The sequence below is a fragment of the Roseomonas elaeocarpi genome, assembly GCF_042433915.1.
In the GTDB taxonomy this organism is placed as follows: Bacteria; Pseudomonadota; Alphaproteobacteria; order Acetobacterales; family Acetobacteraceae; genus Roseomonas; species Roseomonas elaeocarpi.
The window spans coordinates 439,902-464,065 of record NZ_JBHLUN010000005.1 but is presented as its reverse complement, the minus strand read 5'-3'; the positions used below and the strand labels follow the sequence as shown (position 1 = coordinate 464,065).

Annotated in this window: 25 protein-coding genes; 17 read left to right on the top strand and 8 right to left on the bottom strand. The window is 72.9% G+C overall.

Features of this window, described 5'->3' with window-relative positions; genetic code table 11:
- The first annotated feature begins 21 nt into the window (after positions 1 to 21).
- From ACFFGY_RS07790 to ACFFGY_RS07780, 3 genes are all read left to right on the top strand, one after another.
- Positions 22 to 162, top strand: coding sequence for a hypothetical protein (locus ACFFGY_RS07790; RefSeq protein WP_377043894.1), 141 nt, complete (start codon positions 22 to 24; stop codon positions 160 to 162).
- A 39-nt stretch (positions 163 to 201) separates the two neighbouring features.
- The gene (gene parA / locus ACFFGY_RS07785) at positions 202 to 828 is read left to right on the top strand and encodes a ParA family partition ATPase (RefSeq protein WP_377043893.1); all 627 of its coding nucleotides are present in this window, start codon (positions 202 to 204) and stop codon (positions 826 to 828) included.
- A gap of 153 nt (positions 829 to 981) precedes the next feature.
- A complete protein-coding gene (locus ACFFGY_RS07780) occupies positions 982 to 1,458 on the top strand; it encodes a DUF4174 domain-containing protein (protein ID WP_377043892.1) in 477 nt (158 codons plus the stop codon).
- A 21-nt stretch (positions 1,459 to 1,479) separates the two neighbouring features.
- Here ACFFGY_RS07780 and ACFFGY_RS07775 read toward each other — a convergent pair whose 3' ends face one another.
- Positions 1,480 to 1,803, bottom strand: a complete 324-nt coding sequence (locus ACFFGY_RS07775; protein WP_377043891.1) for a hypothetical protein — start codon at positions 1,801 to 1,803, stop codon at positions 1,480 to 1,482.
- Between the two features lie 323 nt (positions 1,804 to 2,126).
- Between ACFFGY_RS07775 and ACFFGY_RS07770 the strand changes: the two genes are divergently transcribed.
- Positions 2,127 to 3,473, top strand: coding sequence for an amidase (locus ACFFGY_RS07770; protein WP_377043889.1), 1,347 nt, complete (start codon positions 2,127 to 2,129; stop codon positions 3,471 to 3,473).
- A 136-nt stretch (positions 3,474 to 3,609) separates the two neighbouring features.
- On the opposite strand, the gene ACFFGY_RS07765 is transcribed toward ACFFGY_RS07770, so the two are convergent.
- Positions 3,610 to 5,169 carry an ABC transporter substrate-binding protein gene (locus ACFFGY_RS07765; protein ID WP_377043888.1) on the bottom strand — a complete coding sequence of 520 codons (1,560 nt, stop codon included), beginning with the start codon at positions 5,167 to 5,169 and terminating at the stop codon, positions 3,610 to 3,612.
- A 368-nt stretch (positions 5,170 to 5,537) separates the two neighbouring features.
- Between ACFFGY_RS07765 and ACFFGY_RS07760 the strand changes: the two genes are divergently transcribed.
- Positions 5,538 to 5,975: a thioredoxin family protein gene (locus tag ACFFGY_RS07760; RefSeq protein ID WP_377043887.1), complete on the top strand. Its 438-nt coding sequence runs from the start codon at positions 5,538 to 5,540 to the stop codon at positions 5,973 to 5,975.
- Between the two features lie 141 nt (positions 5,976 to 6,116).
- On the opposite strand, the gene modD is transcribed toward ACFFGY_RS07760, so the two are convergent.
- Entirely contained in the window at positions 6,117 to 6,971 is an 855-nt protein-coding gene (gene modD, locus ACFFGY_RS07755) for a ModD protein (protein WP_377043886.1), read from the bottom strand.
- 446 nt (positions 6,972 to 7,417) lie between these two features.
- Here modD and fdhD point away from each other — a divergent pair, with 446 nt between their 5' ends.
- Positions 7,418 to 8,239, top strand: coding sequence for a formate dehydrogenase accessory sulfurtransferase FdhD (gene fdhD, locus ACFFGY_RS07750; protein WP_377043885.1), 822 nt, complete (start codon positions 7,418 to 7,420; stop codon positions 8,237 to 8,239).
- Complete coding sequence (locus tag ACFFGY_RS07745; RefSeq protein ID WP_377043884.1) at positions 8,236 to 9,498, top strand: molybdopterin molybdotransferase MoeA; 1,263 nt, start codon at positions 8,236 to 8,238, stop codon at positions 9,496 to 9,498. The genes fdhD and ACFFGY_RS07745 overlap by 4 nt, the downstream gene beginning before the upstream one ends.
- 47 nt (positions 9,499 to 9,545) lie before the next feature.
- On the opposite strand, the gene ACFFGY_RS07740 is transcribed toward ACFFGY_RS07745, so the two are convergent.
- A complete protein-coding gene (locus ACFFGY_RS07740; RefSeq protein ID WP_377043883.1) occupies positions 9,546 to 9,758 on the bottom strand; it encodes a hypothetical protein in 213 nt (70 codons plus the stop codon).
- Positions 9,759 to 9,979: 221 nt separating this feature from the next.
- Positions 9,980 to 10,912 (bottom strand): DMT family transporter, encoded by a 933-nt coding sequence (locus tag ACFFGY_RS07735; RefSeq protein WP_377043882.1) that lies wholly within the window; start codon positions 10,910 to 10,912, stop codon positions 9,980 to 9,982.
- A gap of 385 nt (positions 10,913 to 11,297) precedes the next feature.
- On the opposite strand from ACFFGY_RS07735, the gene ACFFGY_RS07730 reads away from it, so the two are divergent.
- The 5 genes from ACFFGY_RS07730 (at position 11,298) to ACFFGY_RS07710 (ending at position 16,718) form a co-directional block, all read left to right on the top strand.
- Positions 11,298 to 12,026, top strand: coding sequence for an alanyl-tRNA editing protein (locus tag ACFFGY_RS07730; RefSeq protein ID WP_377043881.1), 729 nt, complete (start codon positions 11,298 to 11,300; stop codon positions 12,024 to 12,026).
- A gap of 6 nt (positions 12,027 to 12,032) precedes the next feature.
- Positions 12,033 to 12,899, top strand: a complete 867-nt coding sequence (locus tag ACFFGY_RS07725; RefSeq protein ID WP_377043880.1) for a sulfurtransferase — start codon at positions 12,033 to 12,035, stop codon at positions 12,897 to 12,899.
- Entirely contained in the window at positions 12,899 to 14,113 is a 1,215-nt protein-coding gene (gene metC / locus ACFFGY_RS07720; protein WP_377043879.1) for a cystathionine beta-lyase, read from the top strand. The genes ACFFGY_RS07725 and metC overlap by 1 nt, the downstream gene beginning before the upstream one ends.
- A gap of 164 nt (positions 14,114 to 14,277) precedes the next feature.
- Entirely contained in the window at positions 14,278 to 15,669 is a 1,392-nt protein-coding gene (locus ACFFGY_RS07715; protein ID WP_377043878.1) for a deoxyribodipyrimidine photo-lyase, read from the top strand.
- 113 nt (positions 15,670 to 15,782) lie between these two features.
- Positions 15,783 to 16,718 carry a retroviral-like aspartic protease family protein gene (locus ACFFGY_RS07710; RefSeq protein ID WP_377043877.1) on the top strand — a complete coding sequence of 312 codons (936 nt, stop codon included), beginning with the start codon at positions 15,783 to 15,785 and terminating at the stop codon, positions 16,716 to 16,718.
- A gap of 23 nt (positions 16,719 to 16,741) precedes the next feature.
- Here the strand turns inward: ACFFGY_RS07710 and ACFFGY_RS07705 are convergent, their stop codons facing one another.
- On the bottom strand, positions 16,742 to 17,236 hold the full coding sequence (locus ACFFGY_RS07705; RefSeq protein ID WP_377043876.1) for a Fur family transcriptional regulator: 495 nt from the start codon (positions 17,234 to 17,236) through the stop codon (positions 16,742 to 16,744).
- Between the two features lie 44 nt (positions 17,237 to 17,280).
- Between ACFFGY_RS07705 and hisI the strand changes: the two genes are divergently transcribed.
- The 5 genes from hisI to lpxB all read left to right on the top strand — a co-directional run bounded on the left by hisI (position 17,281) and on the right by lpxB (position 22,591).
- Entirely contained in the window at positions 17,281 to 17,781 is a 501-nt protein-coding gene (gene hisI / locus ACFFGY_RS07700; protein ID WP_377043875.1) for a phosphoribosyl-AMP cyclohydrolase, read from the top strand.
- A gap of 203 nt (positions 17,782 to 17,984) precedes the next feature.
- Entirely contained in the window at positions 17,985 to 19,595 is a 1,611-nt protein-coding gene (locus ACFFGY_RS07695) for a tetratricopeptide repeat protein (RefSeq protein WP_377043874.1), read from the top strand.
- Positions 19,596 to 19,806: 211 nt separating this feature from the next.
- Positions 19,807 to 20,406 (top strand): GNAT family N-acetyltransferase, encoded by a 600-nt coding sequence (locus ACFFGY_RS07690; RefSeq protein ID WP_377043873.1) that lies wholly within the window; start codon positions 19,807 to 19,809, stop codon positions 20,404 to 20,406.
- Complete coding sequence (locus tag ACFFGY_RS07685) at positions 20,403 to 21,404, top strand: carbon-nitrogen hydrolase family protein (protein WP_377043872.1); 1,002 nt, start codon at positions 20,403 to 20,405, stop codon at positions 21,402 to 21,404. Before ACFFGY_RS07690 ends, ACFFGY_RS07685 begins: the two co-directional genes overlap by 4 nt.
- Entirely contained in the window at positions 21,401 to 22,591 is a 1,191-nt protein-coding gene (lpxB, locus tag ACFFGY_RS07680) for a lipid-A-disaccharide synthase (RefSeq protein ID WP_377043871.1), read from the top strand. The genes ACFFGY_RS07685 and lpxB overlap by 4 nt, the downstream gene beginning before the upstream one ends.
- 81 nt (positions 22,592 to 22,672) lie before the next feature.
- Here lpxB and ACFFGY_RS07675 read toward each other — a convergent pair whose 3' ends face one another.
- Positions 22,673 to 23,107, bottom strand: a complete 435-nt coding sequence (locus tag ACFFGY_RS07675) for a pyridoxamine 5'-phosphate oxidase family protein (protein WP_377043869.1) — start codon at positions 23,105 to 23,107, stop codon at positions 22,673 to 22,675.
- 254 nt (positions 23,108 to 23,361) lie between these two features.
- Positions 23,362 to 24,096 carry a pyridoxamine 5'-phosphate oxidase family protein gene (locus ACFFGY_RS07670; RefSeq protein ID WP_377043868.1) on the bottom strand — a complete coding sequence of 245 codons (735 nt, stop codon included), beginning with the start codon at positions 24,094 to 24,096 and terminating at the stop codon, positions 23,362 to 23,364.
- Positions 24,097 to 24,164: the final 68 nt, after the last annotated feature.

Sequence of the window (24,164 nt, the reverse complement as noted above, 5' to 3'; positions counted from 1 at the left end):
ACCGGAAGGAGAGCATTGGGGATGAACGATCTTCTCGGCCTCGACGGTTTCCTTCTCCGGCTCGGGCAGGCCCCTCGCGCCAGTGACGATTGCAGCCGCGGGACGGCCGGGAATGCCCGGCGGCAGGTGCCGGCCGAATTCCGACAACACGGCGTTGCCTGACAAACAGGGAGCCCTCCTGGGGCTTGGGGGAGCAGGCACATGGCCTTCACGATCGCGATCGCCAGCCGCAAGGGCGGCGCCGGCAAGTCCACGGTCGCCGCCAACCTCGCCACCGCGCTGCTGGCGGCTGGCGAGGCCGTGGCCCTGCTGGACACGGACCCGCAGGGCAGCCTCACCCACTGGCACGCCGCACGCCCCACCGCGATGCCCGCGATCGACTTCGAGGCGCCCTCCGGCTGGCGCGCGCCCCAGGCGGTGGAAAGCCGCAAGCGGGCGGCGGGCTTCACCATCCTGGACACCCCGCCGCATGCCGATGCCGATGCCAAGCGGGCGATCCGCGCGGCCGACCTCGTGCTGATCCCGCTGCAGCCCTCGCTGCCCGACCTTTGGGCGATCGACGCCACGCTGGCCGCCACGCGCGCCGAGAAGCGCCCGGTGATCCTGCTGCTCAACCGCGTTCCGGCCCAAGGGCGCCTGCGCGAGGAGATCACGGCCGCCCTGAACGGGCGCGACCTGCCGCTGCTGGACACCACGCTCGGCAACCGTGCCGCCTTTGCCCAGGCCTTCGGGCGCGGCCTGGGCGTCGTGGAGGACGCGCCGCGCTCGGCCGCCGCCGCGGAAGCCACGGCCTTGGCAGAGGCGATCCGGCGCGAAGCCGCGCCCTGAGGCGTCTCCTTCCAGGATGTAGTCCGGAAGGACGCGCGACGGGACGTCCCGCCACGGACTGCTCCGCCTAGCCTGGCCGGCATCATCCCGGCGAACCCAGAACCCGGCTGCCCGCCCGGCGTTATCGCGACGAGATGACCGGAGCATACGTCCGTGCCGCCACCGTCCCGCCGCCTATCGCTGGCGATCGCCTCGGTGCTCGCCGCAGCCCTGCTGCTGGTCCCGAAGCGGCGCGCCATGGCAGCTGAGCTGGACGGCTATCGCTGGCGCAGCCGCGTGCTGCTGCTCTTCGCAGACGGCGAGAACAGCGCGCTGAAGCGGCAGCGCGAACTTCTGGACGTGGCGCGCCCGTCGCTGCGCGAGCGCGACATGGCGGTGCTGGCGGTGGTCGGAAACGGTCCGGTGGAAGCACTGTTCGGCCCCGAGGCTACGGCACCTGGCACTCCGGCGCCCGACGCGGCCGCACTCCGCCGCAGCTTCGGGGTGCCGGCCCCCTCGCCCTTCGCGGCGCTGCTGATCGGCAAGGATGGCGGCGTCAAATGGCGCGCCGAGCGCCCGGCCGAGCCCGAAGAACTCTTCGCGCTGATCGACACGATGCCGATGCGCCGCGACGAGATGCGGCGCGGCTGAACCCCTCCTCGCCCCCGGGCCTCAGCTCCGCGTCGCGGCCCGGGCGAGCTCGGCTTCCCAGGTGCCGGGGATGAACTCGGTCACGTCGCACAACTCTCCGCTTTCCCATTCCGCCCGGAACAGCCGCGCGGTGGTGAGCGCGCCGCGGTCGGTTTCCCGCCAGCCCAGGATCGCCAGCGAGCCCGCGCCGCCTGGCTCCACCGTCAGGATCAGTGTCAGCGGTCCGGCGCCGCGGACATGGGTGCCGGGGCCCACGTAGCCGCTGCCGTCGTCAAACATCGCGACGGCCTCCGTGACCACGGACTCCGCGCCCGCCACGGTCGGCATCCAGGGATCCTCGGTCATGCCAGCCTCCTGCCCGCAAACATGTTTCCGCGGAAGGTCCTGTTCCCGGGCTGGCTGTCAGGCCCCTCCGGAACAAGGCCACCGGCGCGGCCCGCCGCCTGGTTCTACCGCGCAAGTCCCGGCCGGTGCAGCATGAAACGCGCCCTGCGCTCGCAACCGGACAAAGCGCGTCGTCCCGCGACAGGCCCCGATTGGCACCGCCGCCGCCGCGGCACAAGCCGTCCGGCACGGCTCTTGCCTGCATGCGTCGCCAGCATCCCCCGGCTGGTGCCACCACGACACGCCTCGCCCGGGGATCCACCAAGCCGGAAAGTCCCTGCCGCATGTCAGACGCCACCCCGCAAGCCCGTCCCTACCTCCCCCGCACCGCGCGCTTCCGCGACGGCGCCGACACGCCGCGCGCCTTCCTGGAGGAATGCCTCGACGCCGTGGCACGGCTGGAACCCACCGTCGGCGCCTTCACGGTGATCGAGGCCGGGGCCGCCCGCCGGGCCGCCGACGCCGCCACCGCGCGCTGGCGGGACAACCGGCCGCTGTCGCCGGTGGACGGCATGCCGGTGGGCGTGAAGGACATCATCGACACCGCCGACATGGACACCGCCATGGGCTCGGCGCTGTTTGCCGGGCACCGGCCGCGCTTCGATGCCGCCAGCGTCCAGGGCCTGCGCGAGTCCGGCTGCGTCGTGCTGGGCAAGACGGTGACCACGGAGTTCGCCTCCACCGAGCCGCGCGGCACCCGCAACCCCTGGGATACGAGCCGAACGCCCGGCGGCAGCAGCAGCGGCTCGGCCGCGGCGGTGGCGGCGGGCATGGTGGCGGCCGCGCTGGGAACCCAGGTGGTCGGCTCGATCCTGCGTCCTTCGGGCTACTGCGGCGTCCATGGCTTCAAGCCGGGCGTCGGCGGCATCAACCGCGGCGGCAGCCTGGACTTCCTGAGCCAGAGCACCACCGGCCCCATCGCCGCCTCGCTGGCCGATACCTGGGCGGTGGCGGCGGCCGTGGCGGGGCGGGTCGGCGGCGATCCCGGCTATCCTGGCCTCGTGGGGCCCGAGACCCTGCCGTCACCGGTGGCGCCCCGACGCCTGGCCCTGCTGCAGGGCCCCGGCTGGAGCGTGGTCGAGGACGCCGCGCGCGAAGCGCTGGAGGATGCGCTGCGACGCCTGCGCGACGCCGGCGTGACGGTGATCACGGCGGAGGCGAGCCCGGAACTCCGCGCGCTGGAGGACGCCCTGGCCGGAACCATGGAGATCGTGACCGGCATCAACGCCTGGGAATGGCGCTGGCCGCTGAACAGCTTCCTGGCCCGCGACGCGGCGGCGGTCAGCGAGGCAGCCCGGCGCCGGGCTGCCATGGCGAACGCGATGACGCAGCGTGACTACGCCGCCCTGCTTCGCCGGCGCGACGAGGCTCGCGCCGCCCATGCGCGGCTGAGCGGCCAGTGCGACGCCCTGGTCAGCATCACCGCGCCCGGGGCGGCACCGGTCGGGCTGCAGTCCACGGGCAACCCGGTCTTCGCGGCGCCGTCCTCGATGCTGGGGGCGCCCGCCCTCGCGCTGCCGCTGCTGCGCGCGGAAGGGCTGCCGCTCGGCTTCCAGCTGGTGGGATTCCGCGACGGGGATGCGGAACTCTTCGCATTGGCAAACGGCGTGGAGGCGATCCTCGGCGCCTGATGGTCGCGACCGGGCCTTCCGGTCGCGCCGCGCCCTCCCCGGGCGCAGCCACCCCTCGCCGGCACCATTGGCACCGGCCGGGCGCGGTTCCGCCTCCGCCGCTCCCGGCCCCCGCATGGGGCCGGGGTGCGCGGGGTCAGGCCCGCCGCACGCCCCAGGGATAGGGCGAGGTCCCCTGCACCAGGTCCACGATGTCCTTGCGCAGCGCGGCCTTCTGCGTGAACTGGCCGAGCGGCACGGTGGCCACCTCCTCGAGCGCCAAGCGCCCGAGCTCGCCCGCCAGCTTCGCCTGCTGCGCCGGGTCGGCGGCGTTCAGCCAGGCCTCGGTCAGCTCCTCGGCCCGGTCGTTCTTCCACCAGCCGAACCAGCCGCCATCCGACCCCTGCCCGCGCACCAGCGGTGAGAGCGCCGGGTTGCTGTAGATCTGGGCGGAGCCGGTGGTGTGGAAGATGCTCCAGCCGCCCTTGTCCACCGCCTCCTTGCTGGCGCGCCGCTGCACCACCGTGCCCCAGTCGGACTCCGCCATGTCCACGTTCATGCCGATGCGGCGCAGCGTGTCGCCCGTCACCTGCCCCAGCTGCCCGATATCCGGGTAGTCGGTGGGGTTGATCACCACCACGCGGGCATCCTTATAGCCCGCTTCCTTCAGCGCCGCCCGCGCCTTGTCCAAGTCGCCCGGCATGAGGTCGGCCTGCTCGGCGAAGTAAGGCGTGTTGCGCGGCCACAGGCTGCGGCACTCGCTCCAGGTGGAGCGGTCGTCACCCTGCGAGGCGCGCATGTAGTCTTCCTGCCGCACCGACATCAGCACGGCGCGGCGGAGCTTCACGTCGTTGAACGGTGCCTGAAGAGCGTTCATGCGCATCAGCGCCGTTTTGCCGATCGGGTCCACGATCTCGAGCCGCAGGTCCGGCGCGCTTGCCAGCATCGACATGAGGTCCGGCAGCGGCCGCTCCCACCAGTCCACCTCGCCGCTCATCAGCGCGGCGGAGGCGGTGGCGGGGTCGGGGATGATGTTCCATTCGATGCGGTCGAAATTCGCGACCTTGCCGCCCGAAGCACGCTCGGGCTTCTCGCTGCGCGGCACGTAGCCGGCGAACTTCTCGTACACGGCGCGCGAGCCGGAGTTGAACTCGCTGTTCACGAAGCGGTACGGCCCCGATCCCACCATCTCGGTGATGGCCTTGGTGCCCTCGGTCTTCGCCAGCCGCTCCGGCATGATGAAGGGCACCGAGGCGTCCGCCTTGGCCAGCGCCTGCAGCAGCAGCGGGAAGGGCTTGTTCATCCGGATCTCGATCGTCCGGTCGTCCGCCGCGCGCCATTCCGCGGCCGCGCGCAGCATCAGCTGCCCGAAGGGATCGCGGCTGCCCCAGCGCTGGAGGCTGGCGATGCAGTCCACCGCCCGCACCGGCTCGTTGTCGTGGAACTTCAGCCCGTCGCGCAGGCGGATGCGCCACTGGCGCCCATCAGCGGACACCTCGTGCCCTTCGGCCATCTGCGGCCGCGCCTCGCCCTTGGCATCCAGCGCGTAGAGCGTGTCGAACACGTAGTAGCCGTGGTTCGACACCACCGTGGCGGTGGTCCAGATCGGATCAAGGGCACTGAGGTTGGACTGCGGCACGAAGCGCAGCGTCTTGCCGCGCGTGTTCTGCGCGACCGCGGGCGCGGCCAGCAGCGTTGCCGCGGCGGCTTGGAACAAGGTCCGGCGCTTCATCATATTGTTCCGTCTCCACCCGGGGGAAAATCGTGGCGCGAGACTGCCGCTCCTCCGCGGTGGCCACAAGCATCCTCCCCGCGGCATCCAGGCTTGAGACCTTCGCTTTCGGGCATCCCCGCGCTGGGCGCCCCGTGACGGGCATCCAGCCGCGTGCCTCCGGCGCCGCAGGGATCCGCAATCGTGCTGCGCCGGAACCGGGGGATTCGGCGCCCACGGGAACCCGGCAACGGCGGCGCACGGGCTTTTGCTCGTCACCGGCGCCGGGGCCTGCCTAAGCTGCGGACGGAGATCGTGGTGCGCGACCGGAGCCGCAGAAGGCCGGCGCCCCACCGGGGCGGAGGAAAAGCTTCATGGCCAGCGTCATCGACATCGGCTCCGTGCGGGGCCTTCCCATGCGACGCGTCGAGAGCACGGAGCTGGACACGGTTCTCGCCGAGGAGGTGCGCGAGCGGCTGAGCATCCTGCTGCTCTGGGAAACCAACTGTGTCGCCTGCGACACCATCCGTCGTGCGCTCGGCGAAGCGCCGGAACGCTTCCGCTGGCCCGGGGTGCGCTGGCTCCAGGGCGATGTCCGGGCGGATCCCTGGATCGCCACCCGCTTCGGGTTGCACGGCATCCCGGCCTTCCTGCTGTTTTCCGGCCACCGGGTCCTGGGCCGCATCACCGGCTGGCCGGGCGGCGAAAGCTTCGGCAGGATCGTCGCGCACCAGCTGCAGCGCACCGCGCAGTCGCCCCTGCCGCCGCGCATCCATCGGCCGCGTGGCGGTGACCTCCTGCCGCGGGCCTGATCGAACCTCCCGCAGCGGGCAACCCGGTCAGCGGATCGCGCGGACGCGGAGCCGAAGCCTGCTCCCAGGCGCCGCCGTGACCAGGAAGCACCGGGCGGACGACGCGGGGATCGTTCCCCCACGAAGCCGGCCGGGGCGGCTTCAGCGCCCTTCGCGCTCGATCGTGACCTTCACGTCGCGCGGGGCCGCGGCGTAGGGCGCCGAGGTCACGATCACGTCCACCCCGGCCCGGGCATAGGCCACGACGTTGCCCTCGTGGATGCCGCCCGTGGCCGCCAGCACCGGGCGGTTCGGATGCCGCTGAAGGGCGCGCGCCACTTCCGCCACCTGCTCGGGCGACATCTTGTCGCACTGCAGGGCGTCCACCCCGGCATGGGCGTACTGAACCGCCGTGTCCACGTCCTCGGCCTCAACCGCGATCTTGCGCTCGGGCTGCGCCGCGCGCAGGCGCGACACCCAGAGGTGCGGCGGCTCACGTCCCAGCAGCGAGCGGTGCTGCGCGAAAACCAGCACGCTGTCGCTGAGCCCGAGCCGGTGCGGCACGCAGCCGCCGGCCGCCACGGCCTTGAGCATCACATCCTTGGCACCGGGCAGGTGCTTGCGGGTGCAGGCGACCACGATGTCGGGCCGCACCTGCCGCGCCAGGACACGCAGCTGCGCCGCGGCACTGGCGACGCCGGACGCGATCTCCACCAGCACCTGCGCCACCTTGGCCGCGCGGTGCAGCGCGCCCGCCGGGCCTTCCGCGACCAGCATGGGACTGCCGGCCTCGAGCCGCACGCCCGTGGCGCAGAGGCGGCGCGCCTCCTCGCAGCCGGCGAGGCGGAACAGCGTCTCGGCTTCCTCGGTGCAGCAGACGGTCATGTCCACGCCGGCCGCGAAGGTGGCCCGCGCACCCACATCCGCGATGCCCAACCCCTCGGTGGTCAGGTCCCCGTAGGGCACGTCTTCGCGCAGCATCGCGTCCAAACGGGCGGTGGCGATGGTGTAGCTCATTCCCGGTGACTCCCCGGTTCGTTTCCTGCCCCAGCTATAGCCCGGCCCCTGAGAGCCCGTCCCTGCGCACCCGGCCACCTGGGGTTGCGTTCCGCTCATGGGCCGGCATCATCCCTGCCGCGCGCCGCGGCGTGCGCCGGGGGGCTGGAAGCGCTCCCGCCGCGACGCAACATTGCCGCCCGTCCCCGGATGGCCGTGCGGACACCCGGCACAGGGGAGCAACGATGACGACGCGCCTCCCCGACGAGAAGGGACGCCAGCACTCCCTTGAGGTGGACGGCCATGCGCCCGGAGCAGCGGCGCCCGGTGCTTCGCCGGTCAGGCAGCCCGCTTTCGCTGAACCGCGCGGGGACGGCCGCACCGCGCCCGCCGCCTCGGCGGACCGAGCCGGCGGCCCTCTGGCAGTCACTGCGGAGCCGACACCCGAAGCCCCAGCGCCGATCGCGATGACCGCCGCCTTTCACCGCTTCCGCGAGGGCACGCCACCGGCCGCCCTGTTGCGCGAGGTGGCCGTGGAAGCGCCAGTCAGCCTGGTTTACTCGGGCGTTCCCTTCGCGGTGATGATGGCCACGCCTTGCGACCTCGAGGATTTCGCCCTGGGCTTCAGCCTCACCGAAGGCATCGTGGAGAACACCGGCGACCTGCGCGGCACCGAGGTCGGTACGGACGAGGACGGCAATCTCCGCGTCGACCTGACGCTGACCGGTACCGCGCTGCGGCGGCACCTGGCGCGGCAGCGCGGCCGCCCGGGCCGGGTCATCACCGGCCGCACCGGCTGCGGTATCTGCGGCGTCGAGGACGCGGGCGACCTGCCCTGGGCGGCCGCCCCCGGGACGGAGCCGCCGGTCCTCCATGCCGCCTCGGTCCGCCGCGCCCTCGACGCGCTGGAGGACGCGCAGCGGCTCAACCGGCGCACCAATGCCGTGCACGCCGCCGCCTGGGTGGCGCTCGACGGCGCGCTGCTGCTGGTGCGCGAGGATGTCGGCCGCCACAACGCGCTCGACAAGCTGGTGGGTGCCGTCGCCCGCGCCGGGCTGGACCGCCTCGCGGGCTTCGTCCTGGTGACCAGCCGCTGTTCCTACGAAATGGTGGAAAAGACCGCGGTGCTGGGCGCCCGCGCGCTGGTGTCGATCTCGCTGCCGACCTCGCTGGCGCTGGAACGCGCGCGCGCCCTGGACATGACGCTGGTGGCCGGGGCGCGCGGCGGCGTGCTGACGGTGTTCCACGGGGCTGACCGGGTGACGGAGATGGACCTGCCGCCATCATGAGGAACGATGGGGCGCCCACGGCCGCCACCCTGCCAGACCCCTGCGCGCCGGTGGGTCTCGACACCGGCACCGCCCTGGCGCTGATCCTCGAGGGCGTCGAGGCGGTGGCAGGGGAAGAGGCCGTATCGCCGATGCTGGCCGCAGGCCGCGCGCTGCTGCGCGACCTCCCGGCCCCCGCGCCGCTGCCCCCCTTCCCCAACGCGGCGATGGACGGCTACCTCCTGGCCGAGCCTGATCTCGCCCGCGCCGCACCCTTCACCCTGCCGCTCGCCGGGCAGCGCTTCGCGGGCGACGCGCCGGGCGAGGCGCTGCGCCCCGGCACCACGATCCGCATCCTCACCGGCGCCGTGGTGCCGCCCGGCGGCGCGGCCGTGATGTACCAGGAACGCTGCGAACGGCACGGCGACGCCGTCACCTTCCACCAGACCCCGCTCCTCGGCGCCAACATCCGCGGGGCGGGCGAGGATGCCGGTGCCGGCAGCACGCTGCTGCGGGGCGGGATCCGCCTTGAACCGCAGCACCTGGCGCTCGCCGGCGCGGCGGGGGCCGCGACCTTGCCGCTGCGCCGCCGGGTGCGGGTCGGGCTGATGAGCACCGGCAGCGAGCTCGCGCGGCCGGGCGAGGCGCTGCGCCCCGGGCAGATCCACGACAGCAACCGCCCGATGCTGGCCGCGCTGCTCACGGCGCCCTTCGTGTCCTTGCAGGATCTCGGCACCGTGCCGGACCGGCCGGACCTCCTGGCGCAAACCCTGCGCGACGCGGGCGACCTAGACCTCCTGGTGACAACCGGCGCCGTGGCGGGCAGCGAGGCCGACCACCTGCCCCGCGCCATCGCGCTGGCCGGCGGCAGCGTCGCGGTGCAGCGGCTGGCGCTGCGGCCCGGCAAGCCGCTGCTGCACGGCAGCCTGGGGCAGGCGCGGGTGCTGGGCTTCGGCGGCAATCCGCTGGCCGGCTTCGTGGGCGCCTCGCTCTTCGCCGTGCCGCTGATCCGCGCGCTGGCCGGCCTGCCCCCCGCGCCACCGCGCGGCCGCGAGGCACGCCTCGACGAGGTGCCGGGCCGGCGCGTCGACCGCCGCGAGTTCCGCCCGGCACAGCTCCTGGAGGACGGTGCCGACGGCGTGCTGCTGCGCTGCCTCGGCCCCGGCAGTTCGGCTCGCCTCATGCCCCTGGCGGCGGCGGACGGGCTGGCGGAGCTGCTGCCGGGCGAACCCCTGCGTGTGCGCTTCCACCCTTTCGCCTCGCTACTGGCCGGGAGCTGAGCGCGGGTCCCTCCGGCAACCGGAGGTTCAACCCGCCCGACGGGCGGTCACCCCAGGATGCTGGTGCCGGGGGGAAGCACGTCTTCTTCCCGCGCCGTCAGCCGCGCTGCCAGCAGCACCGTGTGCCGCCCCGACGGGCTGAGCCGCTCCCAGAGGTCCAGCAGTTCCGTCCGTTTGGCCGCGGTGGTGGTCGCCCCGGTGAAAGGCTGGATGCCGCCATCCACCAAGCGAGCGACTTTGATCAGGCGGCGCGGCTTCATGCCGCCCATACTATCAAACAGAACGTTTTGAAGGAAGAACCTGCGCTGTTCCCGCTTGGTAGCAACAGGAATGGCACGGTCGTCAGCCTGGTCGCTTGGTCCGGCGTTGCGGCAGTCCGGCAGGCCGCTCAGTTCATCACCGGCCCAGGCATGACAGCCTCGTCCACGGCTGGAGGGGCGTCCGTCCGGGAACCCAGGCAGACAGCGCCGGCATTGAGTGGCTAGCTCGCGGCCCCCGCCTTGGCCTTCACTTCCCGCTGCCAGATATACAGCCCCGACCCCACCAGCACCGCGAAGCCCGCGAAATCCAGCGCTTCCGGCAGCCTGTCCCAGAACACCGCGCCCAGGATCGTGGTCCAGAGGATGCCGGAATACTCGAAGGGCGCCAGCAGCGCCGACTCGCCGCCGCGGTAAGCCGCCGTCATCAGCAGCTGCGCCACGCCGGACACCGCGCCCGCCACGAAGAGCAGCGCCCACTGCTCCGCCGTCGGCCAGACCCAAACGGGGATCGCCGCGAGGAGCGACACCACCAGCGCCAGCAGCGCGAACCACAGCACGATCGTCACCCCGGCCTCGCCGTTCTCGCCCATGCGGCGGATCGAGATCATCGCCATGGCCCAGCCCAGCGCCGCCAGCAGCACCGCGCCCGCGGCCACCGGGTCGGGCGCGTCGCTGCCGAAGCCCGGGCGCAGCATCAGCAGCACGCCGGCGAAGCCCACCACCACGGCCGCCGCCCGCCGCGGCCCCACGCGCTCACCCAATAGGGGCACCGAGAGCAGCGTCAGGAACAGCGGCATGGTGAAGTTCAGCGCGCTCACGGTCGGCAACGGCAGCTTGGCGTAGCCGTAGAAGGACCCGCCCATGCCGAGCAGCCCCCAGAAGCCGCGCTGCAGGTGCGCCAGAGGCGATCGCGTCCGCAGCGCCCGGAAGCCCCCCGCCGCCACCATCGCCGGCAACAGGGCCGGCAGCGCGAACAGGTTGCGGAACACGATGACCTCGGCCAGCGGGATCCTCCCGTCCAGCCCCTTCACCGCGGCGGCGGCCAGCGCGAAGGCGAAGGCCTCCGCCAGCACCAGCAGGATCGCGCGGCGGCGCGCCGCCAGGCGGGCATCGCCCCTGGCATCGGCCGGCAGGGTCAGGGGAGTGTCGCTCATGCGGCGCGGTTGCTTCCGGGGCGGGGCCAGCCGCCGGGCCCCTCGGGTGGACGTTTCCTGACCCCGAGGCTAGGATTCCCGGCCGATGAAGGCCAGACCTGCCACGGCAGATTTCCCGGATGTTGCGCCGGCGCTGCGCCGGATGGCTCCGCTACCGGGATTTGTGCCTTGGCCTTTTCCGACCGGACATTCCGAGCTGCCGCCCCGCCCTGGGGCGAAGGCGAAACGCCGCGGGGGCGGTGCCGTTCACGTCACAGCGCTTCGCCGGTTTGGGTGCCGATGCCGCGCCAACCGAAGCACGCTCACCGGGACCCCGTTCCGCCGCGGCGCCTCCCGTGGCGATGACCCGTTCCGCGCAGCCCCGTAGCCAGGACCGATCTCACGCATGACCGAACTGCTGTTTCGTCTCGACCCCTACGGCCACGACGCCCAGGGCACCGTGCTGTCCTCCACGCCGGAGGGCATCGTGCTGGACCGCACGCTGTTCTACCCGCGCGCCGGCGGGCAGCCGGGCGACAGCGGCACGCTGCGCTGGGGCACGGAAGCCGGCTTCACCCATGCCGACATCACCGAGGCCACCAAGGGTCCGGACGGCAATGTGCTGCACGTCCCGGCCAAGGGCGCCGAGCTGCCGCCCGTCGGCAGCGCGGTGATCGCCTCGCTCGACTGGAACCGGCGCCACCGGCACATGCGGATGCACACGGCGCTGCACCTGCTCTGCGCCGTGATGCCGGGCATCTACGCCACCGGCAACCAGATCGGCGCCGAGAAGTCGCGCCTCGACTTTGACCTGCCCGAGCCCCCCACCAAGGAATGGCTGACCGAGCGGCTCAACGCGCTGATCGCCGCCGACCACAAGGTGTCGGAGCGCTGGATCACCGAGGCCGAGCTCGACGCCAATCCGGGCCTGGTGCGCACCCTGTCGGTGCAGCCGCCGCGCGGCGCCGGGCAGATCCGCCTCGTCTGCATCGGGCCGGAGGACCTGCCGGTGGACCTGCAGCCCTGCGGCGGCACCCATGTGCGCTCCACCGGCGAGATCGGCGGGGTCGAGGTCACCAAGCTCGAAAGCAAGGGCCGGCAGAACCGCCGCGTCACCCTCGTGCTGAAGGACTGAGCCACCATGGATTCCCTGGTTTCCACCGAATGGCTCGCGGGGGAGCTCGGCAAGCCCGACCTCGTCGTGCTCGACATCACCTACTACCTGCCGCCCGAGGGCAAGACGGGCCGCGAGGAGTTCCGGAAGGCGCACATCCCCGGCGCCCGCTTCCTCGACGTGGACGAGGCCGCCGACCCGGACAGCGACCTGCCCCACATGGTGCCCACGCCGGCGCGCTTCGCGAAGCTGATGGGCAGCCTGGGCATCACCAACGACACCCGCGTGGTGTTCTACGACGGCAAGGGCATCTTCAGCGCCCCGCGCGGCTGGTGGCTGATGCACCTCTTCGGGCATGACAAGGCCGCCGTGCTCGATGGCGGGCTGCCGAAGTGGCAGCGCGAAGGCCGCCCGGTGGAAAGCGGCGATCCTGCACCCGTCACCCCCTTGGCCGAGCCCGCCAGCTTCACCGCCGACCTGCGCACCGACCGCCTCGCCGGCATCGGCGACATGAAGCGCATCGTGCGCCAGAGCGCCGTCACCGGGGGTGGCGACACGCTGATCCTCGACGCCCGCTCCCGCGGCCGTTTCGAGGGCACCGCGCCCGAGCCGCGCCCCGGCCTGCCCGGCGGCCACATGCCGGGCGCCGCCAGCCTCCCCGCCACCGAGCTCGTCGGCCCGGACGGCACCTTCCTGCCGCCCGAGGCGCTGCGAGAGCTCTTCGTGGAAGCCGGCGCCGACGGGACGCGGCCGGTGGTCACCACCTGCGGCACCGGCATCACCGCCTGCGTGCTGGCCTTCGGCCTGCATCAGACCGGGCTGGTGGACGCCGCCGTCTACGACGGCTCCTGGACCGAATGGGCGTCCCGCCCCGAAACCCCGAAAGTTCGCTGATGTCCGACGATCGACCGCACGGAGAGATCCCGGCGGAAGGCTTCGCCACCCGCATGGTGCAGGTGGGCCGCGCCCCGCTGCGCCAGCACGGCTTCGTCAACCCGCCGACGCATCGCGGCTCCACCGTGCTGTTCCCGTCGAGCCGTGCGATGCGGGCAGCCGGCCCCGATGGACCGATCACCTACGGCACGCAGGGCGGGCCCACGCACCAGGCGCTGGCTGCCGCCGTGGCGGAGATCGAGGGCGGCACGCGGGCGCTGATCCTTTCCTCCGGCCTCGCCGCCATTGCCGTGCCGATGATGGCCTTTCTTAAGGCCGGCGATCACTGCCTCGTCCCCGACAGCGCCTACGGTCCGAGCCGCCGGCTGGCGGACGGGCTGCTGCGCGGCTGGGGGATCGAGACGACCTACTACGATCCCATCGTGGACGAGCGCGGCATGTCGGAGCTCCTGCGCCCCAACACGCGCGTCGTGCTCACCGAAAGCCCTGGCTCCCATACCTTCGAGCTGCAGGACATCCCGGCCATCGCCCGCGCCGTTCACGCCGCCGCCGCGCCGGACCGGCCCCGCGCCCGTATCCTGATGGACAACACCTGGGGCATCCACCACTTCCAGCCCTTCCGGCACGGGGTGGACGTGTCGATCCAGGCGCTGACCAAATATGTCGGCGGCCACGCCGACGTGCTGCTGGGCAGCGTGACCGTGGTGGACGAGGCCGACTGGGTGCCGATCCGCAACGCCTACACCGCGCTGGGACAGGTGGCTGGCGCCGATGACTGCTCGCTGGCTCTGCGGGGCCTGCGCACCATGGCCACCCGCCTGCGCGCGCAGGGCGCTGCCGGGCTGGAGATCGCGCGCTGGCTGGAAACCCGACCCGAGGTGCTGCGCGTCCTCCACCCCGCGCTGCCGTCGCACCCGCAGCACGCCCTCTGGCAGCGCGACTTCACCGGCACCTGCTCGCTGTTCGGGGTGGTGCTGCAGCCGCACTATTCCGAGGACGACCTTTACGCGCTGATCGACGGTCTGCACCACTTCGGCATCGGCGCCTCCTGGGGCGGCTACGAGAGCCTGGCGCTGGCCACCACCGGCGGCATCACCCGCACCGTGCCGGGCGAGCGCCTGGGCGGCCCGGCCTTCCGCCTGCATATCGGGCTGGAAGACCCGGCGGACCTCCGGGCCGACCTCGCGGCCGGGCTGGACCGGCTGCCGCGCTGAACCCCGCGCCGCGCGCCCGGTGTTCCGGCGCGCGGCGCCGTCGCGAGAAACGGCAGCCGGGCTTCGCGGCGCCCTGGTAGCGTCCGCGTGACCGGCCGGCGGCAGCGCAGCCCGCTGCGGCACCACCCTGGGCAAACCGGCACACCGCCTCACATCCGGGGGCGATGATCCAGCCGACCCGCATCCAGCCCCTCAACCGCAAGCCGGAAAACGCCGCTGGCCGGCACGTCCTCTACTGGATGGGCCTGTCGCAGCGGGCGCACGACAACCCGGCGCTGGAGCATGCGGTGGCTGAGGCCAACCGGCTCAACCTCCCGGTGCTGGTCTGCTACGGCATCGCCGAGGGCTTTCCGGAGGTGAATGCCCGCCACTGGAACTTCCTGCTGGAAGGCATGGCCGAGATCGGCCCGGCGCTGCGGGAGCGCGGGATCGGCTTCGTGGCCCGGCGCGCCCCACCGGTGGAAACCGCGCTGCGCTACGCGGCCGAGGCCGCGCTGGTGGTCTGCGACCGCAACGACCTGCGCCCGGTCCGCCACTTCCAGGCCGACTTCGCCGACAAAGCGCCCTGCCACGTGTTGCGGGTGGAGGGCGACCTGGTGGTGCCGTTGGAAACCGCCTCGCCCAAGCACGAATTCGCCGCGCGGACCCTGCGACCGAAGCTGCACCGGCTGTGGGACGAGTACCTGGTGCCCCTGCCCGCCGCCGAGGTGAAGCACCAGACGCGCGAACCGCACCCCGACAGCGACCTCGGGCTGGAGGACGTGCCGAAGCTGGTGCGCTCCCTCAAGGCCGATCAGAGCATCGGCCCGGTGCGGCGCTTCCGCGGCGGGATGGCGGCGGCGGAAGCGCGGCTGCGCGACTACCTGGCGCATCGCTTCCGGGGCTACGGCAAGGCGCGCGGCCGGCCGGAGGCCGGTGCCGCATCCCACTTCAGCCCCTACCTGCATTTCGGCCAGATCTCGCCGGTGACGATCGCCCTCGCGGTCCGCGCCTCGCCCCAAGGCGACGAGGAGGACCGCGACGCCTTCCTGGAAGAGCTGATCGTGCGGCGCGAGCTCGCGGCCAACCACATCTTCTACCAGCCGGACTACGACCGCTACGAGGCAGCCGTGCCGGACTGGGCGCGCAAGACGCTGGACGCGCACCGAACGGATGAGCGCCCCTACCTCTACACGCCGGAGCAGCTGGAGATGGGCGAAACCCACGACCGGTACTGGAACGCCGCCATGGGGGAGATGCGCGACACCGGCTACATGCACAACCACATGCGCATGTACTGGGGCAAGAAGATCGTGGAGTGGTCGCGCTCCCCGGAAGAGGCCTGGGACACGGCGCTGCGGCTGAACAACCGCTACTTCCTGGATGGCCGCGACGCCAACTCCTTCACCAACGTCGCGTGGCTCTTCGGCCTGCATGACCGCCCCTGGGGCACGCGGCCGGTTTACGGCACTGTCCGGTCGCTGGGTGCCGCGACGCTGCGTAAGTTCGACGCCGACGGCTACGTCCGGGACGTCGAGCGGCTGGCAGCGGCGGAAAAGGGCCAAGCGCCGGGCTGAGCGCCGCCCCTGGAGCCGGATGGCGCGGAAAATGCCGCGCCGGGATAGGAGGTAGGTCGCCTCAGCGGCATCCTGGCGCCCCGACTCCCCCTCCCTGCCGCGGGAACATCGCCTTGCCCAGCAACCGCCCCGTCACCGCATTGCGGCACCTCGCGATCCTGGCAGTGCCGGCGCTGCTGGTTGGCTGCGCGGCACCCTGCGACTACGGAACCGGCAACACCCTGCCCGTTCACGAATCCGCCTCGCTGCCGGTGGTTCCGGTGTCGCTCAACGACCATCGCGCGCCCTTCCTGCTCGACACCGGCGCCACGACCACGACGCTTCTGCCGGAGGGCGCGAAGGCACTGGGCCTGCAGACCGACCAGCTCCGGAGCACGCGCAGCATCGGCATCGGCGGCGAAACGCGCGGCCAGAACGTCCTGCTGGCGCGCTTGCGCGTCGGCAGCCAGGAGGTCCGCCAGCTGACCCTCCCGGTGGCGGGCCACACCACCGGCGAAGGCCAGCGTCGGCTGGCCGGGCTGCTGGGGGCCGATTTCCTGCGGATCAACGAGGTGGATCTCGATATCCCAGGCCGTCAGGTGGTGCTCCATGACCAGCGCCGCTGCGTGGCCGGCGATCCACCCTGGAGCGGTTCCTACGACACCCTGCCCTTGCAGGTGCTGAGCAACGGCTGGCTGCGCCTCGACGTGCGGATCAACAACCGGACCCTGCCGGCGCTGCTCGACACCGGTGCGGCCGGCAGCCTGGTCTCGCCGGACACGGCGCGGGAACTCGGCGCGCCCGAGGCCGTGCTGTCGGGACCTCCGGCGGGTCGGGCGCTGGGCATCGGCACCGAGGAGATGGAGTTGCGTGCCTGGCGAAACGTGACGCTCGAGGTCGGGCAGGACCGGTTGGAGGGCGTAACCCTCGGCATCGCCACGCTTCCCGAAGACCTGCCCTTCAAGGTCATCCTGGGGCAGGACTATCTCGGTTCACGCCACTTGTGGATTTCCTACGCGACGCGGCGCCTGTTCGTGCAGCGCCAACCCGTCCAGCCCCGACGATCCTGAAGCTCGCGGAGCCCCCGCCTCTCTCACGCCGCCAGGAGGCAGCGGGCGCAGGTTCCCTCGACCTCCACCGTGGCACGCTGCGGCCGGAACCCCACCGCGGCAGCCGCGGCCGCGATGGCGCGCGTCACGGCCTCGTCGGTGACTTCCTGCGTGGCGCCGCAGCGGCCGCAGATCAGGAACTGGTGCGGGTGGTCGTGCGCCGCGCCGTGCGCGTGCTGGTGGGCGTGGGAATGCGCGTGACCGTGCGGCGCGCCGGCGCAGCCGACAAAGGCGTTCAGCCGCTCGACCTTGTGGATCAGCCCGTGCTCCAGCAGGAAGTCCAGCGCCCGGTACACCGTGGGCGGCGCGGCGCCGGGCCGTTCGGCCTTCAGGCGGTCCAGCAGTGCGTAGGCGCCCACCGGCTGATCCGCTTCCAGCACCAGCGACAGGACCTGCCGCCGCAGCGGCGTCAGCTGCGCCCCGCGCGCCGCGCAGGTCGCCTCGGCGCGCTCCAGCACCGCCTCACTCGCCTCCGCCATGCAAGCCCTCCCGTCCAAAGCCTCGCGCGGTTATATGGTAACGCATGACCGGCGCGCCCACAGCCCTGACCGACCGAAACGCCAGCACCCCGCCTTCCGAGGCGGAGCGCGCCCGCTTCCTCGACGCCCTGCGCTTCGACGCGCGCGGGCTGGTGGCGGCGGTGGCGCAGCAGCACGACACCGGCGAGGTGCTGATGCTGGCCTGGATGAACCGCGAGGCCGTGGACGAGACGCTGCGCACCGGCCGCGTCACCTACTTCTCGCGCTCGCGCAACGCCCTGTGGCGCAAGGGCGAGACTTCGGGCCAGGTGCAGCACCTGCGGGAGCTTCGGCTCGACTGCGACGGCGACGCGGTGCTGGCGCTGGTGGACCAGCCCGGCGTCGCCTGCCACACCGGCCGCCGGTCCTGCTTTTCCTGGGCGCTGCGCGACGGCGCGGTGACGGCGATCGCACCGGTCCTGGAGGACCCGGCGAAGCTTTATGGGCAGCCGCACGACCATGCACACGACCGGCCGGCCGCCCCCGCGCCGCGCCGCGACTCCTGACCGCGTCGGACCGGCCCAGGCGCCCTGAATGGCCAGTGCCAGCCCGGGCCTGGGGACCACGCGCCGGCGTGATGCCCGCCGCCCTTGCCGCCACGCGCAACGCCGTCCAGTAATGCCGCGCGCATGAGAACACAGCGAGGCCCGTCCCGACGCGGGACAGGCCGCCCCGGCACCGCGGGGCCTGCGGAACGGCAATCCCATCCATGACCCGCCCCGACGACCCGTGCCCCTGGGGTGAGACCCTCCACGAGCCCTTCCCGCCGAGCATCCTGTTCGACGACGGGGTGATCCGCGTTGTGCACCAGCCCGGCAGTGGCCGCGGCTCGCTGCTGACCTTCGCCGACCTGACCTTCCGCCCCGACGGCACGACGTGCTGGGGCAGCAGCGCCGCGCGGCGCCTCGGCTACGACCTGATCGGCGTGGTGGGCTACGACACGCACTGGTACCCGGCCGCCTCGATCGAGGCGGCGGCCCCGTTCATCCGCCCGCTGGTGGAGGCCACCACCGTGGCCTACGGCTACAGCATGGGCGGCCACGCGGCGCTGCGCCACGCCCGCCGCCTCGGGGTGGATTACGCGCTGGCCGTGGCGCCGCAGTTCTCGATCGACCCGGCGGTGATGCCCGAGGACCTGCGCTATTCCGGGCTGTTCCGCCCGAAGATCCATCGCGGCCTGCGCATCAGCCACGAGGAACTGCCGCGCGTCCCCTTCATGATCGCCGACCCGTACTTCCCGCAGGACAGCGCCCAGGCCCGGGCCATCGTGGCGGCCGGCTCGCCGGATCCGGGCGACCGTCACCTCCGCTGGGTCCACACCCCCTTCGTGGAACACTGGGCGATCCACCTGATCCGCAGTTCCTGGGCACTGGAAGAAACCCTGGAGAACGTCCTGGCCGACGATCCGGCCGGGCTGCGCCGGGTACTGCGACGCAGCCGCCGCACGCCCGTCTGGCACCGCGTCGTGGCGCGCGAGGCGATGGTGCGCGGCCGCGAGCGCCACGCCCAGCGCCTCTGGCCCGCGGCCATCGCCCTGGGCTGCCCCGAAACGCTGCGCCACGCCGACGAGCGGGAACTGGCGCCCGACATGATCGTGGAGCTCCTCGGCCGCGGCGGCACCGGCATCGCGTCGCGCGCCTGGCCCCTGTACGGCGGCGTCCTGTCGGGCGACCTCGAGGCGCTGCGCAAGGTCGGGCACGCGCTGATCGCCCACGGCTTCCCCGCCGAGGCCGCGCCCTTCTTCCGCGCGGCCCTGTTGCTGGCACCTGCGGACGGCACGCTCTGGCACGCGCTGTCCACCGCGCTGGTGAACGAGCCGGCGGAATCCCTGGCGGTGGCGCTGGAAGGGCGGGAACGGGTGCCCGGCTATGCCCCACTGGCCATGCAGGCCGGATACCTCCTGTCCGCCCAGGGGGAGTTGGACGCGGCCGAGGCGCAGTTGCGCGACGCGCTGCGGCTCGACCGCCGGCTGCCCGGCCTCCATGCCGCGCTCAGCCACCTCCTCGCCAATGCCGGGCGCCTCGACGAGGCCCTGGTGAGCGCCCGCCAGGCCTACGAGGCCGCCCCGGGCGACGTGTCGCTGGCCCTTCAGCTGGCGCGGCTCCAGCGCGCCCTGGGCCACGCCGCGGCGGCGATCCGCTCCTTTCGCGCGGTGCTGCGGCTGGAACCCGCGAACGAGGAAGCGGCGCGCGAGCTCGCGCTGCTGGAAAGCAGCGGCACCCTGACCAAGCTGGCAGGGCGGCTGGGCAGCTCGCTGGACACGCTGCTCGGCCGCGGCATCCCCACCGCCGCACCTGCCCCCCGCGACCCGGGGCGCTGAACGGCCCAGAGCACCGAACAAGGACGCCGCGCCAAGGCGCCCAGCCAGGGCGCCCAGCCGGGGCGCCCAGCCGACCCACGACACCCGCATCCCCGCCACCGGCGCAACGGCGCCGTTCCGCGCACCGGTCGCCCCGCCGCGACGGCCAGAGGAAGCGCGGCATCCTCCAGCGCCCTCCCCACCCGGCGCGATCCGCTTTATGCAGTCGGCGATGTCGCACGCGCTTCCCACCACCCGGACCTTCGAGGGCGAAGCCCTGCTTCCCTGGATCGACGCCGTGGCACGGCTGCGGATGGAGGTCTTCCGCACCTGGCCCTACCTTTACGAGGGCAGCCTGGCGCACGAGGAATCCTCGCTCCTCGCCTATGCCGCCAAGCCACGCTCCGCCGTCACGCTGTTCTTCGATGGCGGGGTTCCGGTGGGCGCCGCCACCTCGCAGCCGATGGAAGACAGCTTCGCCAGCGTGCGCGACGCCTTTACGGCGGGCGGCGAGGACCCGCAGCTCTACTGCTACTTCGGTGAGTCGGTGCTGCTGCCGCGCTATCGGGGGCAGGGCGTCGGCCTGTCCTTCTTCCGGGCGCGCGAAGCGCACGCGCTGCGCCACGGGCTGCGGCACTGCGCCTTCGTGTCGGTGGAGCGGGAAGCCGATGATCCCCGCCGCCCGGCCGATTACCAGCCCCTCGACGGCTACTGGACCCGCCGCGGCTACACGGAGCGACCGGACATCGTCGCCCGCATGAGCTGGCGCGAAGTGGGCCAGGAGAAGGAAAGCCAGCACACGCTGCGCGCCTGGGTGAAGCGGCTGCCGTGACCGCCTGCCCTGTTCCGCCATCCTCCCCGCTCCGGCTGGCGCTGCTGCAATACCCGGTGGAGCGGCCGGACTCCCTCGATGCCTTCGCCGGCAAGCTCGACGGCTGGCTGCGGCAGATCGAAGGCCGCGCCGACCTCGCGGTGCTGCCGGAATACGCGGCGGTGGAACTCGGCGCCGCGCTGGCGGGTCCCGGGCCCGGCGCCACGCCCGATGCCGGAAACGACACCCCGACCGATGGCTCGGCTGGTGCGTCGACCGGCACCCCCACTGGCACCCCCACGGGCACCCCGGTGGACGAGGCGCGCGAACTCGCCGCCATGACCGAGGTGGCCGAACCGCTGCTGCAGATCTTCCGCGACGCCGCCCGGCGCCACGGGCTGTGGCTCCAGCCCGGCACGCTGCCCGTGCGCGGCGGGGACGGGCGGGTCCGCAACCGCGCCCCCCTCATCGACCCGGCAGGCCGGATGGCCTTCCAGGACAAGCGGGTGATGACGCGCTTCGAGAACGAGCGCTGGATGGTCTCGCCCGGCGCGGCGCCGGCGGTGTTCGACACGCCCTGGGGCCGAATCGGCCTTTCGGTCTGCTACGACGTGGAGTTCCCGACCCATGTCCGCGCCCAGGTCGAGGCCGGCGCCTGGCTGATCCTGGCGCCCTCCTGCACCGACACGATGCACGGCTTCAACCGCGTCCGCTTCTCCGCCGCCGCCCGGGCGCTGGAGAACCAGTGCTTCGTGGCCGTCACGCCCACCGTGGGCACCGCGCCCTGGTCCGCCGCGCTGGACGTGAACCGTGGCTTCGCCGCGGTGTTCGGCCCGGTGGACCGCGGCTTCCCCGAGGACGGCACCCTCGCCCGCGGCGCGCTGGACGAGCCCGGCTGGGTGCTGGCCACGCTCGACCCCACGCGCCTCGATCGCGTGCGGCGCGAGGGCGGCGTGCTGAATCACCGCGACTGGCCGGAGGCGCCCTTCCCCATCGCCCGGCCAGCGCCCTTCGCATGAGCCGGGCGCCCGAGGCGGAAGCGCCGCTGATCTACCTCCTCACCGGCGAGGCGTCGGGCGACGTGCTGGGGGCGCGCCTGCTGGCCCGGCTGCGAGAACACCGCCCCGATCTCCGCTTCGCCGGCGTGGGCGGCGAGCGCATGGCCGAGGCGGGCTTCCGCTCCCTGTTCCCGATGGCGGAGCTGGCGCTGATGGGCCTCCTGGAGGTCCTGCCCAACCTGCGCCGCCTCAGCCGCCGGCTGGACGAAACACTGGCCGACATCACTGCCCGCCGCCCCGCCGTGGTGGTGTCGATCGACGCGCCGAGCTTCACGCTGCGCGTGGCCCGGCGCATCCGCCACCTCGGCATCCCCGTGGTCCACTACGTCGCGCCGCAGGTCTGGGCCTGGAAGCCCTGGCGCGTCCGCCAGATCCGCGAGGAAGTGGACGAGATCCTGGCGCTGCTGCCCTTCGAGGCGCCGTTCTTCGAGCGCGCCGGCATCCCCGTCACCTTCGTGGGCCATCCCGTGCTGGAAGGCGGCGCCGACACCGGCGACGCTGCCCGCTTCCGCGCGCGCCACGGGATCGCCCCCAACGAGACGGTGGTGCTGGTGATGCCCGGCTCCCGCCGCACCGAGGTGCAGCGCCTGCTGCCGATCTTCGGCGAGGCGCTGCGCCGCACCGCCGCCGCCGTGCCGCGCCTGCGCCCCGTGGTGCCGCTGGCCGGGCCGGTGGAAAGCACGGTGCGCGCCGTCGCCGCGACCTGGCACCCGGCGCCGATCCTCATTCGCGACGTGGCCGACAAGCACGACGCCTTTGCCGCCGCGGCCGTGGGGCTGATCAAGTCCGGCACCTCCTCGCTGGAGGTCGCGGTGGCCGGCGTGCCGATGGCGGTGGGCTACCGCGTGAACCCCGTCACGGCCGCCATCGTGCGGCGGCTGATCAAGGTCCGCTTCGCCAGCATCGTGAACCTGCTGGCCGACGATGCGGTGATCCCGGAATACCTGCAGGAACGCTGCACCCCGGAACTCCTCGCGGCCGAACTCACCCGCCTCCTGCAGGACCCGTCCGCCGCCGCGGCGCAGCGCGACGGCTTCCGCCGCGTGCTCGGCCTGCTGCGGCCCGAGGCCGGCCTGCCGAGCGAGGCGGCCGCCCAGGCCGTGCTGCGCCGCCTCCCGCCGGCGGCGACGGAGGGCGGCACGGCCTGAGCCGCCCGGCCGGCCAGCCCGGCGGCTCCAGGGCTCCCGGTCTTCCCGCAACGGCTCGCGCGGCGCGGCGGGGCCGATGCCTCAGACCGGAACCTCGCCCTCGTCCTGGCCGGCCCAGTAGTGGATGCGCTCGGCGTGGACCTTGATCATCACCAGGTTCGGCGTGTCGATCCCCTGCTCGAACCAGCGGTCGAGGTCCTTGTTCCAGTGCGCCTGGAAGGCCGCCTTGTCGCGCACCAGCTCGGCCACGCCTTCCACCGCGATAAAGATCGCCGTCTGCCCCAGCAGCCCTTTGGAGCCGTGGAAGCTCAGCCCGACCTTGGGGTCGCGCTCGATCTCGCCCACCGAATGCGTGTCGCCCAGCGCGAAGAAGTAGCTGTCGCCATGGTATTCCACGTCGCCGTTGTTGCTCATCGGGCGGCTGGCGATGTGGCCGTTCTCGGCCTTGGTGGACAGCATCGCGTAGTCGATCTCGGCCATCCGCTCGGAAATGTCGGAAAGGGTCATCTGCGCCATCGGCTGCGCTCCTCTGGGTTGGGGGGTATGCGGCGCCGGGTGACAGCGGTCCGCCCGGCCCGGCCTGCGGGTTAACTCCGCCGGAGGCACCGGGACTGCACCCGCGGCACGATCATTTCCGCCGCCTCGACCGGGTGCTGCGCAGGGTCAGCGCCCGGTCGCCCCGCGGCTGTCCGTCGACAGCCCAGAGCCCGCCCGCGTCCCGGCCCGGACCGTTTCCGCCGCCGCGGGACGACGGGGGAGCTCCCCTCCCGTCAGCCTTCCGCCGCGTCCGCGTAGGCGCGCCGGTAAGCCTCCCCCAGCGCGTCCTCCAACAGCCGCCCTTTCTGGTACTCCGCCAGATCCGCGGTGCGCGCGACGTCGGGCGGAAGGCGCTCACACGGCTCCGGCGCCCCGATCACCGTTTGGACCGGCAGCCGCTCGGCATAGATTGGCAGCGCGTAGTCCTCCTCGTCATCGGCCACGCCCTTTGCGCGGATCTTGGCCGAGGCGCGCTCGATGGACATCGCGATCACCGCGGTGGCCTTGGTTTCCTGCACAGTGGTCGCGCGCAGCGTCGCGGTACGACCGGGAAAGAAGCGGTCCACCATCATCACCAGCGCGCGCTCCTTTTCCGCCGGGTCGCTGACCAGCTTCGCCTGCCCAAAGCACATCACGGAACGGTAGTCGGCCGAATGGTTGAAGCCGCAGCGCGCCAGCACGAGGCTGTCGAGATGCGTCACCGCGAGGCAGGCGGGCTCGCCGGTCGACAGGTTGCGCAGCATCCGGCTGGCCGAAGAACCGTGCCAGTAGAGCGTGGAGCCTTCCCGCCAGAACAGCGTCGGCGTGCAGTACGGCTGGCCGTCCACCACGTAGGACACGTGGCACAGCGCTGCCGCGTCCAGCAGCCGGTGCACCGTCTCGTGGTCGTAGAAGCCGCGCTGATGGAGGCGCTTCACGCGGTTGGTGCGATCCACCGGGTAGCTCGGCGCCTCGGGAATGCTGGACATGATGGCCTTTCCGATTGACGCCCGCATCCTCGGCCAACAGAACTGGTCGCTGCGAGGTCCAATCCGGA

Excerpts from the sequence above, each read along its gene's own strand:
- ACFFGY_RS07790 (WP_377043894.1), top strand. The coding sequence starts at position 22 with ATGAACGATCTTCTCGGCCTCGACGGTTTCCTTCTCCGGCTCGGGCAG.
- parA (WP_377043893.1), top strand. The coding sequence starts at position 202 with ATGGCCTTCACGATCGCGATCGCCAGCCGCAAGGGCGGCGCCGGCAAG.
- ACFFGY_RS07775 (WP_377043891.1), bottom strand. The coding sequence starts at position 1,803 with ATGACCGAGGATCCCTGGATGCCGACCGTGGCGGGCGCGGAGTCCGTG.
- ACFFGY_RS07770 (WP_377043889.1), top strand. The coding sequence starts at position 2,127 with ATGTCAGACGCCACCCCGCAAGCCCGTCCCTACCTCCCCCGCACCGCG.
- ACFFGY_RS07760 (WP_377043887.1), top strand. The coding sequence starts at position 5,538 with ATGGCCAGCGTCATCGACATCGGCTCCGTGCGGGGCCTTCCCATGCGA.
- modD (WP_377043886.1), bottom strand. The coding sequence starts at position 6,971 with ATGAGCTACACCATCGCCACCGCCCGTTTGGACGCGATGCTGCGCGAA.
- fdhD (WP_377043885.1), top strand. The coding sequence starts at position 7,418 with ATGACCGCCGCCTTTCACCGCTTCCGCGAGGGCACGCCACCGGCCGCC.
- ACFFGY_RS07745 (WP_377043884.1), top strand. The coding sequence starts at position 8,236 with ATGAGGAACGATGGGGCGCCCACGGCCGCCACCCTGCCAGACCCCTGC.
- ACFFGY_RS07740 (WP_377043883.1), bottom strand. The coding sequence starts at position 9,758 with ATGAAGCCGCGCCGCCTGATCAAAGTCGCTCGCTTGGTGGATGGCGGC.
- ACFFGY_RS07735 (WP_377043882.1), bottom strand. The coding sequence starts at position 10,912 with ATGAGCGACACTCCCCTGACCCTGCCGGCCGATGCCAGGGGCGATGCC.
- ACFFGY_RS07730 (WP_377043881.1), top strand. The coding sequence starts at position 11,298 with ATGACCGAACTGCTGTTTCGTCTCGACCCCTACGGCCACGACGCCCAG.
- ACFFGY_RS07725 (WP_377043880.1), top strand. The coding sequence starts at position 12,033 with ATGGATTCCCTGGTTTCCACCGAATGGCTCGCGGGGGAGCTCGGCAAG.
- metC (WP_377043879.1), top strand. The coding sequence starts at position 12,899 with ATGTCCGACGATCGACCGCACGGAGAGATCCCGGCGGAAGGCTTCGCC.
- ACFFGY_RS07715 (WP_377043878.1), top strand. The coding sequence starts at position 14,278 with ATGATCCAGCCGACCCGCATCCAGCCCCTCAACCGCAAGCCGGAAAAC.
- ACFFGY_RS07705 (WP_377043876.1), bottom strand. The coding sequence starts at position 17,236 with ATGGCGGAGGCGAGTGAGGCGGTGCTGGAGCGCGCCGAGGCGACCTGC.
- hisI (WP_377043875.1), top strand. The coding sequence starts at position 17,281 with ATGACCGGCGCGCCCACAGCCCTGACCGACCGAAACGCCAGCACCCCG.
- ACFFGY_RS07695 (WP_377043874.1), top strand. The coding sequence starts at position 17,985 with ATGACCCGCCCCGACGACCCGTGCCCCTGGGGTGAGACCCTCCACGAG.
- ACFFGY_RS07690 (WP_377043873.1), top strand. The coding sequence starts at position 19,807 with ATGTCGCACGCGCTTCCCACCACCCGGACCTTCGAGGGCGAAGCCCTG.
- lpxB (WP_377043871.1), top strand. The coding sequence starts at position 21,401 with ATGAGCCGGGCGCCCGAGGCGGAAGCGCCGCTGATCTACCTCCTCACC.
- ACFFGY_RS07675 (WP_377043869.1), bottom strand. The coding sequence starts at position 23,107 with ATGGCGCAGATGACCCTTTCCGACATTTCCGAGCGGATGGCCGAGATC.
- ACFFGY_RS07670 (WP_377043868.1), bottom strand. The coding sequence starts at position 24,096 with ATGTCCAGCATTCCCGAGGCGCCGAGCTACCCGGTGGATCGCACCAAC.